This window comes from Streptomyces europaeiscabiei (assembly GCF_001550375.1).
Lineage (GTDB): Bacteria > Actinomycetota > Actinomycetes > Streptomycetales > Streptomycetaceae > Streptomyces > Streptomyces europaeiscabiei.
In genome coordinates this window covers 1-17478 of record NZ_LRTR01000553.1, presented here as the reverse complement: position 1 = coordinate 17478, position 17478 = coordinate 1, and the positions used below count along the sequence as shown (strand labels likewise).

Annotated in this window: 15 protein-coding genes and 1 pseudogene; 8 read left to right on the top strand and 8 right to left on the bottom strand. The window is 71.3% G+C overall.

The window, feature by feature from the left end:
* Positions 1-700, bottom strand: a pseudogene (locus AWZ10_RS27175) (FUSC family protein); the annotation flags it as partial.
* A gap of 195 nt (positions 701-895) precedes the next feature.
* Between AWZ10_RS27175 and AWZ10_RS27170 the strand changes: the two are divergent.
* From AWZ10_RS27170 to AWZ10_RS27160, 3 genes are all read left to right on the top strand, one after another.
* Positions 896-1450: a DUF5134 domain-containing protein gene (locus AWZ10_RS27170; protein ID WP_046708363.1), complete on the top strand. Its 555-nt coding sequence runs from the start codon at positions 896-898 to the stop codon at positions 1448-1450.
* Positions 1451-1841: 391 nt separating this feature from the next.
* Positions 1842-2525 carry a phosphatase PAP2 family protein gene (locus tag AWZ10_RS27165; RefSeq protein WP_060892285.1) on the top strand — a complete coding sequence of 228 codons (684 nt, stop codon included), beginning with the start codon at positions 1842-1844 and terminating at the stop codon, positions 2523-2525.
* Positions 2526-2557: 32 nt separating this feature from the next.
* On the top strand, positions 2558-3325 hold the full coding sequence (locus tag AWZ10_RS27160) for an HAD family hydrolase (RefSeq protein WP_079104452.1): 768 nt from the start codon (positions 2558-2560) through the stop codon (positions 3323-3325).
* A 299-nt stretch (positions 3326-3624) separates the two neighbouring features.
* Here AWZ10_RS27160 and AWZ10_RS27155 read toward each other — a convergent pair whose 3' ends face one another.
* A complete protein-coding gene (locus AWZ10_RS27155; RefSeq protein WP_046708366.1) occupies positions 3625-5136 on the bottom strand; it encodes an LVIVD repeat-containing protein in 1512 nt (503 codons plus the stop codon).
* A gap of 194 nt (positions 5137-5330) precedes the next feature.
* Between AWZ10_RS27155 and AWZ10_RS27150 the strand changes: the two genes are divergently transcribed.
* Positions 5331-5996 carry a DUF305 domain-containing protein gene (locus tag AWZ10_RS27150; protein ID WP_060892284.1) on the top strand — a complete coding sequence of 222 codons (666 nt, stop codon included), beginning with the start codon at positions 5331-5333 and terminating at the stop codon, positions 5994-5996.
* A 28-nt stretch (positions 5997-6024) separates the two neighbouring features.
* On the opposite strand, the gene AWZ10_RS27145 is transcribed toward AWZ10_RS27150, so the two are convergent.
* Positions 6025-6501, bottom strand: coding sequence for a DUF6214 family protein (locus AWZ10_RS27145; RefSeq protein ID WP_046708368.1), 477 nt, complete (start codon positions 6499-6501; stop codon positions 6025-6027).
* 226 nt (positions 6502-6727) lie between these two features.
* Between AWZ10_RS27145 and AWZ10_RS27140 the strand changes: the two genes are divergently transcribed.
* Positions 6728-8071: an FAD-dependent oxidoreductase gene (locus tag AWZ10_RS27140; RefSeq protein ID WP_060892283.1), complete on the top strand. Its 1344-nt coding sequence runs from the start codon at positions 6728-6730 to the stop codon at positions 8069-8071.
* A gap of 231 nt (positions 8072-8302) precedes the next feature.
* Here the strand turns inward: AWZ10_RS27140 and AWZ10_RS27135 are convergent, their stop codons facing one another.
* Positions 8303-9607 (bottom strand): SGNH/GDSL hydrolase family protein, encoded by a 1305-nt coding sequence (locus AWZ10_RS27135; RefSeq protein WP_060892287.1) that lies wholly within the window; start codon positions 9605-9607, stop codon positions 8303-8305.
* A 164-nt stretch (positions 9608-9771) separates the two neighbouring features.
* Positions 9772-11097, bottom strand: a complete 1326-nt coding sequence (locus AWZ10_RS27130; protein WP_046705920.1) for an extracellular catalytic domain type 1 short-chain-length polyhydroxyalkanoate depolymerase — start codon at positions 11095-11097, stop codon at positions 9772-9774.
* 442 nt (positions 11098-11539) lie between these two features.
* Here AWZ10_RS27130 and AWZ10_RS27125 point away from each other — a divergent pair, with 442 nt between their 5' ends.
* Positions 11540-12517, top strand: coding sequence for a pectate lyase family protein (locus AWZ10_RS27125; protein ID WP_060892282.1), 978 nt, complete (start codon positions 11540-11542; stop codon positions 12515-12517).
* Between the two features lie 37 nt (positions 12518-12554).
* Positions 12555-13337 (top strand): pectate lyase, encoded by a 783-nt coding sequence (locus tag AWZ10_RS27120; protein ID WP_060892281.1) that lies wholly within the window; start codon positions 12555-12557, stop codon positions 13335-13337.
* A gap of 121 nt (positions 13338-13458) precedes the next feature.
* Here the strand turns inward: AWZ10_RS27120 and AWZ10_RS27115 are convergent, their stop codons facing one another.
* Complete coding sequence (locus AWZ10_RS27115; protein WP_060892280.1) at positions 13459-14040, bottom strand: Rv1733c family protein; 582 nt, start codon at positions 14038-14040, stop codon at positions 13459-13461.
* A gap of 237 nt (positions 14041-14277) precedes the next feature.
* On the opposite strand from AWZ10_RS27115, the gene AWZ10_RS27110 reads away from it, so the two are divergent.
* Positions 14278-15363 carry a WD40/YVTN/BNR-like repeat-containing protein gene (locus AWZ10_RS27110; RefSeq protein ID WP_046705913.1) on the top strand — a complete coding sequence of 362 codons (1086 nt, stop codon included), beginning with the start codon at positions 14278-14280 and terminating at the stop codon, positions 15361-15363.
* Between the two features lie 68 nt (positions 15364-15431).
* On the opposite strand, the gene AWZ10_RS27105 is transcribed toward AWZ10_RS27110, so the two are convergent.
* Together AWZ10_RS27105 and AWZ10_RS27100 are read right to left on the bottom strand one after the other, a co-directional pair.
* The gene (locus AWZ10_RS27105; protein WP_060892279.1) at positions 15432-16655 is read right to left on the bottom strand and encodes a macrolide family glycosyltransferase; all 1224 of its coding nucleotides are present in this window, start codon (positions 16653-16655) and stop codon (positions 15432-15434) included.
* 51 nt (positions 16656-16706) lie between these two features.
* Entirely contained in the window at positions 16707-17315 is a 609-nt protein-coding gene (locus tag AWZ10_RS27100; RefSeq protein ID WP_060892286.1) for a dTDP-4-dehydrorhamnose 3,5-epimerase family protein, read from the bottom strand.
* Between the last annotated feature and the right edge of the window lie 163 nt (positions 17316-17478).

The window sequence follows — 17478 nt, the reverse complement described above, 5'->3', positions numbered from 1 at the left end:
CTGCGAGGGCGCGCCGGGGCTCGGTGCGTGCGCCGGCGGCGAGCAGCGTCTGCCAGGCGGTGTGCAAGGCGGTCGTGGCGGTCGTACGGATGTCCGGGCGTTCGGGCCTTTCCGCGTGGGCGGCCACCGCGTTCAGGGCCTGGGCCGTGGCGCGGCGCTCCGGCCCGTGCGGGCGGAGCAGGCCGGGGGCCATGCACACGAGCCAGGCCAAGGCTCCCGCGACGGCGGACGCGGCGAGGTGACCGGGAACCTGGGCGAGGCGCTGGGGCAGGAAGAGGGCCGCCGAGGTGACGAAGGTGAAGATGACGTTGGCGGGCGGCCCGACCCGGCTCGCGTCGCAGAGCGCCTTCTGCACGGCGGCCAGAAGCGCGCCCACGGTGACCAGCACGACCGCGTTCGTGGTGAGCGAGGCGGCGACCAGGGCGAGTGCGAGTCCGCCGACCATGCCGAGCACCACGCGGGCGAGGGTCCGGGCACGGGCGGCGTACGGGCGGTTGTGGGCGTAGAGCGCGCACAGGGACCCGGCCATCGTGTACATCGCCAGGTCGAGGCGGTCGAGGGCCAGCAGCGTCAGGTTGGGTGGGGCGGCCGCGACGACCACGCCGAGCGCGGGCTTGAACCAGATCTCGGAGGGCCGGGTCACTCGCAGGACACCGGAGAGCGGAAGCCGACGGGCATGAGGAGGTCTGACGCTGAGCATGCCATAACCTTAACTGGTGTTTTACTCGTGAAATAGATTCTTCACTGTGGCTCTCGTCTCGGCCTCGCACCTCCGCGCGCTCCCCCGCGTACACCCTTGCGCTCGTATGCGCGCCATCGGGCCCGGGCATGCCCTGACCGACTGTCCGACCTCACTCTCAGCACTGACCGACGTCGTCGAACGGGGAGGTGCGCGGTGCACGGACCGGTTTCGCCCGGCTGGCTGCTGGTCGCGCTGTGCGCGGTGACCGGGGGCTACTGCCTGCTGCGGATGCGCAGCGCCGTCGAGGAGCAGCGCCTGGCCGCGGGCGACGAGGCGCTGATGGGGTTCGGGATGGCCGCGATGGCCGTACCCGCCGCCGCCATGGCGCCACCGCGCTGGGCCTGGCTCGGCTACGCGGTCGTGTTCGGCGTGGCGGCGGCGCGGGCGCTGTGGTCGGCCCGCACGAGCCCGCACCATCTGCACCATCTGGTGGGAGCGCTGGCGATGGTCTACATGGCCGCGGTGATGGTCGCCTCGCCGGGCGGTGGCCACGGCGGCGCGAGCCTGCCCCCGGTGACCGGGGTACTGCTGGTGTACTTCGCCGGCTACGTGCTGTGGGCCGGCATCCGGCTCATGCCCGTACCGGCCCCGACGGCGGCGCGGGTTCCGGTCGCACGGGCGACCGGCTGGGGTGACCGGCCGGAGCTGGCGCGAGCCTGCCGACTGTCCATGGGCATCGGCATGTTCGCCATGCTGTTGACGGTCTGAGCGGCCCGGACGTCCGCACCACCGGCCGTGGGCCGCCTCGGAAGCGGTTCGTCCCGCCCCTGAGCCGTGTCCGGTCGCGGGCCGCGTCACTTCGGCGGCCCGGCCCGTGGCGCCGCGTACCCCGCGCCCATGGTCGCGCCTCATGACGGCCCCGCGGCGTTGCCGCTGCTGGGTACCTGTCCGGTGGCACTCGCGGCGGGTTCCCACGGGTGCAGGTGGCTTTCGTCGCCGCTTTGCGGGCACTCGGTAGGTCGTGACATGGCAAAGAGAGGACAAAGGGCAGCCCAAGGACAACGTGCGGCGCGACGGCTTCGCTCCGGTCGCGGCGCGTGACAGTGATCTCACGCCCCGACGTTGGCCTGAGGCCCCGGAAGTCGGCAAGGATCGCTGTATGCACACCCCCACCGTCGACGCGCCGCCCCACCGGCCGCCGACCACCCGCACCGTCCGCGCCGCCGCGGCCTTCGCGGCGCCCTCCGTCCTGCTGCTCGTACTGGTCGCGCTCCCCTGGGGGCCGCTCATGTCGCTGGACGAGAGCATCGCGAACACCACGCACGGATGGGCCGTCGACGCACCGGGCATCACCCACGCCTTCCGCGTCCTGACGGACTGGGTCTGGGACCCGGTGACGATGCGTCTGCTGGTCGCGGCCGCCGCGATCTGGCTGGTGTGGCGCCACCGGGAATGGTGGCTCGCCGGGTGGCTGGCGGTCACCTGCGCGGTGGGTACGGCGATGCAGCAGGGGCTGAAGGCCGCCGTCGGCCGGGAGCGGCCCGCGTGGCCCGACCCCGTCGACTCCGCCCACTACGCGGCCTATCCGTCGGGCCACGCCATGACGGCCACGGTCGTCCTCGGTCTGCTCGTGTGGCTCCTGCACCGGTACGGCGCCGGCCGTGTCGTCATTCGGACGGCCCTGGCGGTGGCCGCCGTCTCCGTCGTGGGCGTCGGACTGACCCGGATCTGGCTGGGCGTGCACTGGGCGTCGGACGTGCTGGGCGGCTGGCTCCTGGGCGGCCTGACGATCGCACTGGCAGTGCTGACGTACGAGAAGTGGCAGGCCCCGAGGCGTACTTGACCGGGCGCGGGCAGGCACGAAGGATCGACGGCATGACGGTCAAAGGAGTGCTGTTCGACTTCTCCGGAACCCTTTTCCGCGTGGAGTCCACCGAGTCCTGGCTCCGCGCGGCCCTGACGGACGCCGGTCTGGCCCTGCCCGACCCGGAGTTGGTCCGGGCGGCCGAGGCGCTGGAGAGGGCGGGCGCACTGCCGGGCGGGGCGTTCCCGGCGCAGCCGCCGACGGGCCGGACGGGTGAACTGTGGGCGGTGCGGGACCGGAGCGCCGAGCAGCACCGGGCCGCCTACACGGGCCTCTCCCGCCAGGTGCCCCTCCCCGACCCCGCGCTCCACGACGCGCTGTACGACCGCCATATGACGCCGTCGGCGTGGAGTCCCTACCCGGACGCCGCCGAGGTCCTCGCCGCCCTGCGGGAACGCGGCGTGGCCGTCGGGGTGGTCAGCAACATCGGCTGGGATCTTCGGCCGGTGTTCCGCGCCCACGGCCTCGACCCGTACGTCGGCGCGTACGTGCTGTCGTACGAGCACGGCATCCAGAAGCCGGACCCGCGGCTGTTCGCCCTCGCCTGCGAGGGGCTCGGTGTGGACGCGCGGGACACCCTGATGGTCGGCGACGACCGGCGGGCCGACGGCGGTGCGGCGGCGCTGGGGTGCGGGGTGTACTTCGTCGATCATCTGCCCGCCGCCGAGCGGCCGGACGGGCTGCGGCCGGTGCTGGATCTGATGGACGAGGTACCGTCGGCAGCCGCCCCATTGCCGGCGCCGAGTCCGCTGCCGAGCCTGCGCCGGCCCACGATGTGAGCCGGGCCCGGTGCCCGAGTCCCGTTCGCCGACCGGCTGTTCGCCACCGCTGACCGTCCGTCCCGGACCGTCCCCCGTGCGGCCCGGGACGAACAACGGCCGGGCGGGAGCACATAGGGTCGCCGCCCGGAAGCGCTGAGTATAGTTCGCCGACAGCGGGTCGACGCTGGAGTTGCAGGATGTCCCTGGGCAGTACACCTAGCGCAGTGAGCCGGTCGATGAAGAGTCCGCAGGCGCGGTGTCCCGCCGGTCCCCGAAGGGCCCGGCGGGACGGGTGACCGAGATCCGTGGCGGTGCTTCTACCGTTCCACGTCGAAGTAGTCCGGCTGCGTCTGCACGTTGAGCTCGGACATCTGGACCCCCTTGGCCGGATCCGTCCGCGGGTCGTCGAGCTTCAGGACGTCGAAGCCCTTCACCAGGTCGTTCGAGTAGATGTAACCGTTGTAGTAGTACGCCGACCAGGAGCCGCCGCCCACCAGGGTGCTGGTGGAGATCGGACCGCGCTCGAAGTAGGCGATCTCCTCGGGGTTGGCGGAGTCGGTGAAGTCCCAGACGGAGACGCCGCCCTGGTACCAGGCCTGGACCATGATGTCCTTGCCCTTCACCGGGATCAGCGAGCCGTTGTGGGCGACGCAGTTCTCGGTGTCCGCCTGGTGGCGGGGGATCTTGTAGTAGCTCTTGAAGACGAGCTTGCGCTTGTCGCCCTTGCCGGTGATCTCGTAGATGCCGTCGGCACCGCGGTTCGGCCCGATCGCCGCGTTGCAGGTGGCCGCGCCGCCGCCGCCCAACTCGTCGGTGAAGACGACCTTGTCGGCATCCTGGTTGAAGGTGGCCGAGTGCCAGAACGCGAAGTTCACGTTGTCCTGGACGCGGTCGATGACCTTCGGCTTCTTCGGGTTCTTGATGGAGAACAGGATGCCGTCACCCATGCAGGCGCCGGCGGCCAGGTCCTTCGACGGCAGCACCGTGATGTCGTGGCAGCCGGTGGTCTTGGAGACACCGGGGTTCGTGGGCGAACCCGGGTTGCCGCCGCCGTCGGCGCCCTCACCGGGGAAGAGGACCGGGAAGCCCACGACCTTCGCCCTCTCCGGGCGCTCGCGGGACACCTTGATGACCGAGATGCCGTCGTGCGGAGGCTTGCAGTCGGGGAACGCGGCGCTCGGCGAGTACGAGGAGACGTAGACGTAGACGTTCTTGCCGTCGGGCACCAGCGTGTGGGTGTGCGAGCCGCAGGCCGTCTCGACGGCGGCGACGTACTTCGGGTGTGCCTTGTCGCTGATGTCGAAGATCTTGACGCCTTCCCACGACGACTTCTCGGTCGCGGGCTGCGTGGTGCTGTTGCAGGAGTTGTCGCTGCGCGAGGAGTCGGTGGACAGGAACAGCAGGTCGCCGGAGACGGAGATGTCGTTCTGCGAGCCCGGGCAGAGCACCTGGGCAACGGTCCTGGGCGCCTTCGGGTCGCTGATGTCGAAGACACGGAAGCCGTCGTAGTTGCCGGCGTAGGCGTACTTGCCCTGGAAGGCGAGGTCCGAGTTGGTGCCCGGCAGCGCCTCCTTGGGGATGTTGGTCAGGTGCTGGATGTTGGCGGAGTGGACGATCTCGTCCTGGCCGGGTATCTCGCCGGCGGCTATCGCCGCCCGTGCCTCGGCGGCGTCACTCTTGGAGACCTTCTCCCGCACGGCGGGCGAGTCCCCGGGGTCGGGGATCGCGGCCGCCGGCCCGGCGGTGAGCAAGGCGGCCAGGAGACCGGCCGCGGTCGCGGCGACCCCAAGACGTCTGCGCCGCGTCCGAAGGTTGTTCAACAGGGTCACTGTGTCCTCCCGTGTAGCCGTTCGCGGTTGAACGGTTCAGACTCCTCCGAAGTATCGTCTTCATCATGCACAGATCAACAGGCGGCAATGTACTTGTAACGAACAAATTTGATCACCAGTCAGCGAAAGCGTGTTAGGAAAGTTCGTCAACACTCACAAGGTGTACGCCCGTTGCTGTGCCCCAGGAGGTCACTGTGCTCGTTCGCCGCACATCCCGCGCACCGCTGGTCACGGCCTCGCTGACGGCCGCCGTCCTGGTACTCGCGGGCTGCGACTCGGGGTCGGAAGCGGACCCCGACGGCGGTTCCGCCAAGTCGAGCGGACCGGCGGTGATCGCCCCCGGAAAACCCGGTGAGGCCGCTCAAACCCTCTCGCCGGAAGAAGTCGAGAAGCAGCGGGCGGAGGACGACACTCCGAATTCCGCGGACTTCGACTATGCGCGCATGATGATCGTGCACCACACCCAGGCGTTGGAGATGACCGAACTCGCCCCCGGCCACGCCAGGTCGACCCAGGTGAAGCGGATCGCCGAGCGCATCTCGGCCGCCCAGAAGCCCGAGATCGAGGCCATGGAGGGCTGGCTGAAGGTCCACGACGGCGACAAGAGGGACACCTCGCACGACCACGAGACGATGCCCGGCATGGCCACCGGCGCCCAGCTCAGGAAACTCGGCACACTCGACGGTGAGAAGTTCGACCAGCTCTTCCTGAAGCTGATGATCACTCATCACGAGGGGGCGATCACCATGGCCACGGATGTGAAGGCGCAGGGCAACAACATCCTGGTCGAGGAGATGGCCGACGACGTGATCGCCCAGCAGGCGACGGAGATCAGCCGGATGCGCGACCTGACGGAGTAGCCGGCGAGCCCTGCCCGGTCCGTCGGGCTCAGCGCCGGGCGTGGCGGGGGCCGAGCAGGCCCTCGTCGCGCGCCCCGGCGATCAGCCGGAGCGACTTGCGGCGACTGTGTCCCGTCGCGCACATCACGGCGAGGACCGGATCGTAGCCGGACCGCTGCGCCGCGAGATACTCCTCCGCCACCAGCCGCCGCCCCTCCACGCCGCGCGGCCACGCGGGCCTCGCCCGGCGCCCGGATCCGTACGGGGGCTGCGGCAGCTCCTCGTCGAGGAACTCGGGCGTGGTGCCGCACGCCTCGAACAGCGGGCTCTCGATCCAGTCGGCCAGCTCCGCCAGGTCGTCCAGGGACAGCGGCGGCTGGGCACGCACGTCCTCCAGGGACAGGCGGCCCTCGCAGACCACGGCGAGCACCTCGACCGCGGCGCCGTCCGGGAAGGCCAGCCTCGCGTCGAACCAGGCCGTGGCGCCGTCGTGCTCCTGCACTTCCCACGCGCGCCGCACGGTCACCGCGCCGTCCTGCCAGTGGCGATCAGAAAGATTAAGAAAGGATGCTTCCAGCACATACGCAACGTAAGCGCATGATCACATTCACTGCGCACAGCCACGCGTACCTGGGGCGTACGGCACCCCGACGGCGCAGCACCCCGCCCCTCTCCTCCACGCCCCTCCCCCGGTGGGCCCAGCGGTGCGATCCTTGAGGTATCAGCGATCTCCTCGCGTAAGGAGTTCCGCCGTGCTGCGTGTCGCCGTCGTCGGGTCGGGGCCGAGTGGGTGCTACACCGCCCAGAGCCTCGTCCAGCAGGACCCGGACGTGCTCGTCGACGTACTGGACCGGTTGCCGTGTCCGTACGGTCTGGTGCGCTACGGGGTGGCTCCGGACCACGAGAAGATCAAGTCGCTGCAGAACAATCTGCGCACCGTGCTGGAGCACGAGCGGGTCCGGTTCCTCGGCGGCGTCCGGGTGGGCCCGGACGGGGTGTCGGCCGCCCGGCTGCGGGAGCTGTACCACGCGGTCGTGTACTGCGTGGGCGCCGCGGCCGACCGCCGGCTCGGCATCCCGGGCGAGGAGCTGCGCGGCAGCTGGTCGGCCACCGAGTTCGTCTCCTGGTACAGCGCGCACCCGGACGCCGCGGCCGACGGCTTCGCCCTCGGCGCACGGGCCGCCGTGGTCGTCGGCGTCGGCAACGTCGCCGTCGACGTCACCCGGATGCTCGCTCGCGGCGCGGCCGAGCTGAGGCCCACGGACATGCCCCAGGCCGCGCTCACCTCCCTCGCCGCCAGCGAGGTCACCCGTGTCCACATGGTGGGCCGCCGGGGCCCTTCCCAGGCCCGCTTCACCACGAAGGAGCTGCGCGAGCTGGGCACCCTCCCGGACACCCAAGTGACCGTCAACCCGGCCGAGTTGGAACTCGACCCGGACTACGTCGACCCGTCGTCCCTCCCCGCCGCCCGGCGCCGCAACGTCGAGGTGCTGCGCGGCTGGGCCACCGCGCCCGCCCCGTCCGGCCGTCACCGCGTCCGCCTGCGCTTCTTCCTCCGCCCCGTCGAACTCCTCGCCGACGGTGACCGGGTCTGCGGCGTCCGCCTGGAGCGCACCGAACCAGACGGCCATGGCGGTCTGACCGGCACCGGTCGGTACGAGGAGATCGAGGCCCAACTCGTCCTCCGCTCGGTCGGCTACCGGGGCGTCCCCCTCGACGGCCTGCCCTTCGACCCGGCCCACGGCACGGTGCCGCACAGCGCCGGCCGCGTACTCCGCGAAGGCGTACCCTCCCCGGGCGAGTACGTGGCCGGCTGGATCAAACGCGGCCCGACCGGGGTGATCGGCACCAACCGTCCCTGTGCCAAGGAGACGGCGACATCTCTGCTGGAGGACGCGTCGGAGCTCGTGGGCAAGAACGTGCCGGACGATCCGGCGAGGGCACTGCGGGCAGAGGGCTGCACGCCGATCGAATGGTCGGGCTGGCAGGCGATAGAGAGAGCCGAGGCGGAACTGGGCGCCTCCCTCGGCAGAGGCGTGGTGAAACTCCCGGACTGGCGGTCCCTGCTGAACGCCGCTCACCGGGGCGCCCGTTGAGGGACACCGGGCCCGCGCGACCAGCCCCCACCGACCCACACGTCGAACTCGCCCGGGCAACACCCCCTGGAATCACCGAACTGTTCAGGTCCCCCAGGGTCCGGCCCTCGGCAACCGCCACCCGTGGACGGCCACGCCTCCGGGGCCTCGATCCCCGTCGGCGTCGGCCACCGGGCAGTACCAGCGGGTCGGTCCGGGCGGGGTTTCCGGCCGGCGGCCGAGGTGAGCCGCTCAGCCTCGCCGCAGCAGGCGGGTCGGGACCGCCTCGGCCAGGATCCGGTAGCCCTCCGGGTTGAGGTGCAGCCAGTCGCCGTCGTGGAGGCCGGGCAGGAGGCGGCGCGGGTTGTCCGGGTCGCGGACCGCGCGGTCGAAGTCGAGGACTGTGTCGAAGCGGCCACTGGTGCGGATCCAGGTGTTGACGGCCTGCCGCGCCGCCTCGCGGTGTCCGGCGGTGTCGTCGTAGGGGGTGTTGCCGCCGAAGGGCAGGAGGGTCGCGCCGTGGACGCGGATGCCCTGGGCGTGGGCGCGGACGATGATCTGCTCGTAGGCGGCGATGAGGTCTGCGGTGACGCGCTGTTGGGCGGCGGGGGTGGCCTCGGCGGTGCCGAGGTCGTTGACACCCTCGAAGACGATCAGTTGTTCGACGGCGCTGTGGGCAAGGATGTCGCGGTCCAGGCGGGCGAGGGCGTTGGGACCGAGGCCGTCGTTGAGGACGCGGTTGCCGCCGGCCGCCTGGTTCACCACGGCGATATGCCGGGTGCCGGGGCGCTGTTGGAGGCGGTCGAAGAGCTGGTCTGGCCAGCGGTTGTTGCCGTTGGTGGTGGAGCCCCTGCCGTCGGTGAGAGAGTCACCGAGGACCGCGACGGCGGTCGTGGCGGCCCGCGACAGCACCTCGACGTCGCTGAGCAGGTACCAGTGGTTGGTCGGGGTCGCGCCGGGGAGGTCCGTGTCCTCGGTGTGGTCTCCGTGCCGGAGATACGAGGTGGTGCGCGAGCCGGGGTGCGAGGTGAGGGCGAGGGACGCCTGGCCCTCGGCCAGGTACGCCGTCACGGTCAGGTTGGTGCCCGGCTTCAGCGTGAAGTCCAGTGGGTCGGAGACCACTTGGGCGCCGACCGGGACGGTCGTGGACTCCCGGCCGCTGAAGGTCACCGTCCGGGAGGTGCCGGGCTCGATCGCCCCGACCCCGGCCTGCCCGCCCAGCGGGAGGGCCACCGTCACGGCGGTCAGCGGCAGCGCGCTGCCGCCGAAGGCGTTGGAGAAGCGCAGCCGGACGCGGTCGCCACCGGTCGTGACGCGTACGGTCTGGCGCAGGGTGGTGTCGACCAGTACGGCCCGCTCCCCGGTGAACGGCGCCGGGGGCATGTTGCCCGGCTCGGTGAGCTGCGGCATCGCGGACCAGGTGTTCACCCAGTGCCGGGCGGACGACGCCGTGCCCCGGGTGCCGGCCCCGTCCGTCCGCTGCGGACTCCCGACCAGGGCGACCACGGCGGACGACGCCACCACGAGGGCCAGGGCGAGGACGCAGGTGGCGATCACGGTCGCGAGCGGCGCTCCGCGGGACGGCTTGACGGGCTGCGGGCTGTTGAGCGGTTGCAAGGGCGGTGCCTTTCTCCGGAGGTCGGGCAGGACGAACGAGGTCCGGGTGCGCGCCCTGTCAGGCGCACGCCCGGACGGCCGGTCGGAGCGAGACGAAGGTCAGGTCAACCGCGCGTGCACGCGGTCCCGTTGAGCGAGTACGCCGAGGGTGCGGCGCTGTTGCCGGTGTGGTTGGCCTGGTAGCCGATGCTGACGCTCGCACCGGGCGCGATCGCGGCGTTGTAGGTGGCGTCGGTCGCGGTCACGGCACCGCTCGCCGGGCTGTACGTGGCGCCCCAGCCGTTGGTGACGGTCTGTCCGGAGGGCAGGGTGAAGCCCAGTTTCCAGCCGTTGACCGCGGTCGTACCGGTGTTGGTGATGGTCACGGAGGCGGTCAGGCCGGTGCTCCAGGAGCTGGTGGTGGCGGTCACCTTGCAGGGGCCGGCCGGGGGCTGCGGCGCGGGGCCGGAGCCGGTGAGGCCGAAGAAGGTGAGGACGCGCTCGCCCATGCCCCGGGCGTAGACGTCGTGGCCGGTGCCCTGGAGACTGATGGCCTCGACAGGAGCACGATCACCGGTGCCGCCGTAGCGGGTGCGGGTCCAGTTGGACTGGGGCGAGTCGGTGGCGGCCGGTGTCTGGCCGACACCGTGCACGTTGGTCCACTGCTTGATCTCCTCACCGAAGTTCGGGTAGCGCAGCACGTCGTCGGTGGTGCCGTGCCACAGCTGCATCCGCGGCCGGGGGCCGGTGTAGCCGGGGTGGGCGCGGCGGACGAGGTCGCCCCAGGCCTGCGGGGTCCGTGTGATGGTGCCGTTGGCGCAGTCGCTGTTCCACTCGGAGCCGTTGGTGGTGGCGAAGCAGGCGAAGGGCACACCCGCGAAGGCGGCGCCGGCGGCGAACACGTCGGGGTAGTCGCCGAGGAGGACGTTGGTCATCATTGCGCCGGAGGAGATGCCGGTGGCGAAGACACGGCCGGTGTCGGCACCGTAGGTGCGGACGGTCCAGTCGACCATGGACTTGATGCCCACGGGGTCACTGCCGCCGCCGCGGGTCAGCGCCTGCGGGGAGGCGACGTCGAAGCACTTGCTGCTGCGGGTGACGGACGGGTACACGACGATGAACCCGTACCGGTCGGCCAGCGAGGCGTACTCGGTGCCGTTGTACATCGCCGGCCCCGAGCCGGTGCAGTAGTGCACGGCCACCACGATCGCCGGGTTCGCGGTGACGCTGTCCGGCACGTACAGGTACATCTGCAGGTTGCTGGGGTTCGTGCCGAAGCCCGTGATCTCGGTGAGCGCGGCCCGCGGGGCGGCCTCGGCCTTCGCTGCCGCCGCGGCTGCCGCGGGCGCGGTCAGGAGCGTGGCCGCGAGCAACGGCAGCAGCGCTCCCAGCAGCGCGACGAGCACCGAGCGCAGCGGTCCGCGCGCCCGGTCGTGGGGGGTGAGGGTCACGTCGTTGTGCCTTCCTGTGACGGGATCGGCAGTGGGCGAGAAGTCGCTTCGGGTCAGCGGGAGAAGCATCGTGACATGCACATGGTTGCCATGGAAGCGCTCCCACACGTCGAAAGAATTCGCTGGCGCCGACCTGTCGCTCCCGGCCGACGCACCCGCCGAGCACGGTCGATCGCCCTCACCAGGCCCGACCCAATGTCTTTTGCGCAAAGCGTTGACTAGAAAGCGCTTGCCCCCTACGTTCCGTTCAGCAGTGTGAACCGGCGGCAGCCGCCCCGCCCCAGGGACAACGCGCGCCGGAGCCAGGCACCCCAAGGGAAAACGCTCCACCTGCACCATCGAGGTCCACGCAGCTCCCCTTCCACTCGCACGCGTCGACCATGAGAGTGAACTTCATTCATATACATGGCCCCACAGGCTCTCCCTGAAGGGACGCACCCGCATGCGTACCGTCCCCCCACGTACACAGACGCAAAGATCAGCTCTGGTGGCTGCGGCGGCCGCCCTGGCGACAGCCGCCGTCCTCGTCCTGCCGCACTCCGCGGGAGCGGCGGAGACCTCCCCGGTCGGCTACGGCGCCGGGACCACCGGCGGCGGCAGCACCGCCCCGGTCACGGTCTCGACGCTCGCCGCCTTCAAGAGCGCCGTGACCGGCAACGCGGCCAAGGTCATCCGCGTGAACGGCCTGATCACGCTGAGCGGCCAGGTGGACATCGGCTCCCACACAACGGTGCTGGGCGTGGGTTCGTCGTCCGGGTTCACCGGCGGCGGCCTGCGGATCAAGGAGGAGACCAATGTCGTCGTCCGTAACCTGAACATCAGCAAGCCGGTCGCGCCCGCCGACGGGATCACGGTCCAGGAGTCCACGAAGGTGTGGATCGACCACAACTCCTTCTCCGCGGACCGCACGCACGACAAGGACCACTACGACGGCCTGCTGGACATCAACCACGGCTCGGACAACGTGACGGTGTCCTGGAACACCTTCAAGGAGCACTTCAAGGGCTCGCTCGTCGGCCACAGCGACAACAACGCCTCCGAGGACACCGGGCACCTGAAGGTGACGTTCCATCACAACCACTTCAGCAACGTCCACTCGCGCATCCCCAGCCTGCGCTTCGGCACCGGGCACTTCTACAACAACTACGTGGACGGCGCCGAGACCGCCTGCCACGCGCGCATGGGCGCCCAGATGCTCGTGGAGAACAACGTCTTCCGCAACACGGGAGTCGCGGTCACCACGAACCGCAGCAGCGACGTGGACGGCTACGCGAACCTGCGTGGCAACGACCTCGGTGGGGCCGCCACCGAGATCTCCCGGGTGGGGAGCTTCACCGCCCCGCCCTACGGCTACACCGCCGAGTCCGCCTCCTCCGTAGTCGCCTCGGTGACGTCGGGCGCGGGCGCCGGAAAGCTCTGAATCCCCCATCCGCTCGGACCACAGAAGGAATCGGGACATGACTTCTGCAGCACGCCCGCGGGCCCGCACCCGCGCACTGACCGGCACGTTCGCCGCGTTCAGCCTCTCGTTTGGCATGATCATGACCGGCGGGGCCACTCCGGCGAGCGCCGCCACCTGGCCGACGCCCGCCAGCAGCCAGCCGGTGTCCTCCACCATCTCGGTGTCCGGCACCAGGGACGGCGGCATGGTGCGTTACTACGGCAGCGGCGCCCTGGCCGGCGACGGCCAGGAGGAGGGCCAGGACCCGATCTTCAAGCTCGCGGCGGGCGCGACGCTGAAGAACGTCATCATCGGCGCGCCCGGCGCCGACGGCATCCACTGCGAGGGCAACTGCACGCTGCAGAACGTGTGGTGGGAGGACGTCGGCGAGGACGCGGCGACCTTCCGCGGCGGCTCCACGTACACGGTGACCGGCGGGGGCGCCAAGAAGGCGGCGGACAAGGTCTTCCAGCACAACGGGCCCGGCACCCTGAACATCTCCAACTTCGCGGTCAGCGAGTTCAAGACGCTGTACCGCTCCTGCGGCGACTGCTCCACGCAGTACACCCGCAAGGTGAACCTCAACAACATCGAGGTGACCGGGACGGGCTCCACCGCGCGGCTCGTCGGCATCAACGTCAACCGGGGCGACGTCGCGACCCTGCGGAGGATCACGATCCTCAACGACAGCGGCCGCAAGGTCGTCCCGTGCCAGAAGTACAACAACAACGCCACCGCGGGCACCGGCCCCGACAGCACCAACTGCCTGTACTCCTCCTCGGACATCACCTACAGGTGAGACCGCTCATCACCCACCGGTGAGTCCCCCCGGCGGCCGGACGAAGCCTCCCCCCACGGGCCTCGTCCGGCCGTCGGCCGTGCGCGGGGCGATCGCCGTCACGGCCAGGCCCCGCCCGTCCTCACCAGATCTTGCGCTCCCAGAGCGGGCCGATCCGCTCCCACTCCTCGTCCCACTGGTCCATCCGCCGCCGCTCCATACGGCCGCGCACGAGCCGGCCGCCCACCAAGGGCACGGCGGCCACGAACACACCCGCGAGGCCACCGACGAGCGCGGCGCGCAACCGGGCCTGGGACTCGCTGGCGGGCTCGGTGACCAAAAGGCCCTCGGCGTCCGTCCAGACGGTGACCGGGGCGCCCATCGGGGCGGCGGGATCGACCCGGGCCTGGCCCTCGTGGGCGGAGCCGTCCGGCACCGTCCAGCTGACCTTGCCCCACACCTTCTCCGTGCCCGTACCGCTCGGGCCGGACGGCTCCGGCGCGTCCTCGGTGAGGACCGCTTCGACGGGCCGCCACTCGGCGCGCTGCAGGGCGAGGCCGGACTCGACGGAGTCGGCGGCCATGAGGCCCATGGCCACCCCGCCGAACAGCGTCAGGGCCCAGGTGATCAGCACGACCCAGGACTCCAGCCGGTCGCTGCGCCTTCTGAGCGGGTTGCGCCGCCATCGCCACAACCACACCTTCGGACCACGGAATGCCACCATCGGGGGCACCCTCCCTCGCACACGCAGGACTGCCGGACCGCTCTCCCATACGGCGGCGGCCCTCCCCCTGCTCATGCGACGTGGGTCACCCCGCCCCGCCCCGGGCGGTCCCAGGCCCGTGCACGACCCGCCTCCACGCCCGCTGACCTGCTGCGAAGGCGTCTCAAGGGGTGACTGTCAGTGGTGGGGTGCAGACTGGCCCGTGACTGAGACGACGATGTCCAGGAGGTGGCCGAGATGGCTGACGTACTGCTCACGGTAGGCACGCGCAAGGGGCTGTTCATCGGACGGCGGCGCGGCGGCGCCTGGGAGTTCGACGCGACCCCGTACTTCAACGCGCAGGCCGTCTACGCGATCGCCGTCGACACCCGTACGGACACCCCCCGGCTGCTCGTCGGCGGCGACAGCGCCCACTGGGGCCCCTCCGTCTTCCACTCCGACGACCTCGGCCGCACCTGGACCGAACCCGCCCGGCCGGCCGTCAAGTTCCCCAAGGACACCGGGGCCTCGCTGGAGCGTGTGTGGCAGCTGCACCCGTCGGCCGCCGAGCCGGACGTGGTGTACGCGGGCACGGAACCGGCCGCGCTGTACCGCTCCGAGGACCGGGGAGAGACCTTCGAACTGGTACGGCCGCTGTGGGAGCACCCGACCCGCGACAGGTGGGTGCCGGGTGGGGGTGGCGAGGGGCTGCACACGATCCTCACCGACCGGCGCGACGCGCGCGCGATGACCGTGGCCGTCTCCACCGCCGGGGTGTTCCGCACCGAGGACGGCGGGGCGAGCTGGGCTCCCTCCAACTCCGGTGTCTCCGCGGTGTTCCTGCCGGACCCGAACCCGGAGTTCGGGCAGTGCGTGCACAAGGTGACCCGGGACGCGGCGACCCCCGACCGGCTGTACCTGCAGAACCACTGGGGGGTGTACCGCAGCGACGACGCGGGCGCGCACTGGGAGGACATCGGCGAGGGCCTGCCCTCCACGTTCGGGTTCACGGCGGTCGCCCATCCGCACCGCGGGGACACCGCCTACGTGTTTCCGATCAACGCCGACGCGGACCGTGTCCCGGCCGACCACCGCTGCCGGGTCTTCCGCACGGCCGACGCGGGGAAGAGCTGGGAGCCGCTGTCGGCGGGGCTGCCGACGGAGAACCACTACGGCACGGTGCTGCGCGACGCGATGTGCACGGACGACGCCGACCCGGCGGGCGTGTACTTCGGCAACCGCAACGGCGAGGTGTACGCGTCGGCCGACGACGGCGACAGCTGGCGGCAGTTGGTGTCGCACCTGCCGGACGTGCTGTGCGTCCGCGCGGCGGTCGTCGGCTGACACACTGAAAGAAGGAGGCCGGTACCGGATGGTGTGGGCCCCTTCTCCTTCCAGCAGGACCCGGGCGCTCAGCCCGCCGCGGGCGCCGCGGGAGCCTGGGCGGTCCACGTCTCCAGCATGTCGGCGGCGCGGGTGGCGCCGCCCGCCTCGCGCACGGCGTTGCGCATCCGGGAGAGGGCGGCGGGTGCCGCGGGGTCGGCGAGCAGCCCGGCGACCGTGTCCGCGAGGCTCCGGGCGGTCAGGCCGGCCCTGGGCAGGGCGCGTCCCACCCCGCACTCCTCCAACCTCCGTGCGCTGAGGTCCAGTTCATGGGCGCGGGGTAGCGCCACCACGGGCGTACCGTAAGCCAGGGACTCCATCAGGCTGCCCATGCCCGCGTGGCACACGAACACCTCAGCGTGCGGCAGCACAGCGGGGTGCGGCAGCCAAGAGTGGGCCTCGACATGGGCCGGCAGTGACCCGACAAGGGCCGGGTCGACGTCCCGGCCGAGCGTCATGACGACATGCCAGTCCTCGGCGGGGAACGCCTCCGCGCACAGCCGGAAGAAGTCGCCGCGATCTCCCGACTCCGTACCCAGCGAAACCAGGGCGACGCGGTGCCCGTCGGAGGGTGGCGCCCACAGGCCCAGTCCAGGCTCGGCGAAGGTGGGGCCCACGAAGACGAACCGGTCGTCGAAGCTGTCCCCCTCGATCTGGAAGGCGCGTGGCAAGAAGACCAGGTTGCGCTCATCCCACTCGATGCCGTAGCGGCCCATCTCCTCCAGCCCGATGCCGTGTTCGCCCATGAAGTCGATGAGCACCCTGGCTCCCTCGGCCATCAGCGGATGCCCGGGATCCCACATCTGGGAACGCAGCGAGAACGTCTCGTTGGCCGCGTGGCTCGGGCAGACCTGCACCGGCACGGCGCCCAGGACCCGGGCGGCGACCCGGCCGGCGGCGACCGTCTCAAAGTCGTAGAGCAGCACGTCCGGCGGATCGGCGGCGAGACCGTCGCGGGCGGCGGGGAAGACGGTGCGGATGGTGTCGACGAGGAGGTCGTAGCCGTCGCGCGCGAGCCGGTCGGGGCTCGGGTCGGCAGCGCGGTAGAAGTCGCCGCGGGCCGAGGAGTAGGTGACCGCGCGGGCGCCGCAGTCCTCGACGAGCGATGCGAAACGCTCGTCGACGACGTAGGTGACGCGGTGGCCGCGGGCGATGAGTTCGCGGGCCACTCCCAGGGTGGGGGCGACATGGCCGAAGTCCGCGAAGAGCAGCAGGGCGTAGTGACGGGCGGGTGTGGGGGTGCCGGGCGGCATCGGCTCTCCGGTGGGTATCGGCCGGCCCGGGAGGGCCGGGTGGCCAGTGGGTCAGCGGGCGGCGTCGCGGAGCGCCGTGTAGTGCGTCAGACAGTCGTCGTAGCCGGCCAGGAGTCCGGCTGCCCCGGCCTGGGCGACCGAGATCGCCGACGAGTCCTTCTGCGACATCAGGGGCGTCTCCGCCAGGCCCCAGGGCAGGGCGAGTTCGGGGTCGAGGGGGTCGATGTCCACCTGGGTGCCGGGCACGAACCCGGTGGAGCACAGGTACGACACACAGGTGTCGTCGGTGAGGGCGAGGAAGCCGTGCACCAGGCCCTCGGCGACGAACAGTGCTTCGCCCGACTCCGCGGACATCCAGTTCGCCTCGTGCACGCCCCAGGTCGGGGATCCGACCCGCAGGTCCACGACGATGTCGAGGACGGCGCCGCGCACCACGCACACCACTTTGGCCTGGCCCGGCGGCAGGAGCGTGCCGTGCAGCCCGCGCAGGGTGTGACGGCGCGAGACCGAGTAGTTCACCTGCGCCACCGGCACGGGGCGGCCGATCTCCTCGGCCAGCCGGTCGTGCCGGAACGACTCGTAGAAGCTGCCGCGTTCGTCCAGGAACTGATGCGGCGTGATGTGGTAGGCGTCCGGCACAGCCATCTCTCGAACCTTCATGATGGCCACACCGTAGAGCGCCCGGATCGAGAACCGATCGAGACGGCGGTGCGCGGGTGCCGGGCGGCGCTCAAGCCGTCCGGCACCGGTTCCTCCGCCACGGAAACGGCGCTCAGGCAGAACTCGGCGGCCTCCCGCACGGCGGGGCCCGCACGGCGGGGCC

Bases quoted from the DNA above. Each gene is read 5' to 3' on its own strand.
- AWZ10_RS27110 (WP_046705913.1), top strand. From the start codon at position 14,278: ATGGCTGACGTACTGCTCACGGTAGGCACGCGCAAGGGGCTGTTCATC.
- AWZ10_RS27160 (WP_079104452.1), top strand. From the start codon at position 2,558: ATGACGGTCAAAGGAGTGCTGTTCGACTTCTCCGGAACCCTTTTCCGC.
- AWZ10_RS27115 (WP_060892280.1), bottom strand. From the start codon at position 14,040: ATGGTGGCATTCCGTGGTCCGAAGGTGTGGTTGTGGCGATGGCGGCGC.
- AWZ10_RS27165 (WP_060892285.1), top strand. From the start codon at position 1,842: ATGCACACCCCCACCGTCGACGCGCCGCCCCACCGGCCGCCGACCACC.
- AWZ10_RS27100 (WP_060892286.1), bottom strand. From the start codon at position 17,315: ATGAAGGTTCGAGAGATGGCTGTGCCGGACGCCTACCACATCACGCCG.
- AWZ10_RS27120 (WP_060892281.1), top strand. From the start codon at position 12,555: ATGACTTCTGCAGCACGCCCGCGGGCCCGCACCCGCGCACTGACCGGC.
- AWZ10_RS27125 (WP_060892282.1), top strand. From the start codon at position 11,540: ATGCGTACCGTCCCCCCACGTACACAGACGCAAAGATCAGCTCTGGTG.
- AWZ10_RS27105 (WP_060892279.1), bottom strand. From the start codon at position 16,655: ATGCCGCCCGGCACCCCCACACCCGCCCGTCACTACGCCCTGCTGCTC.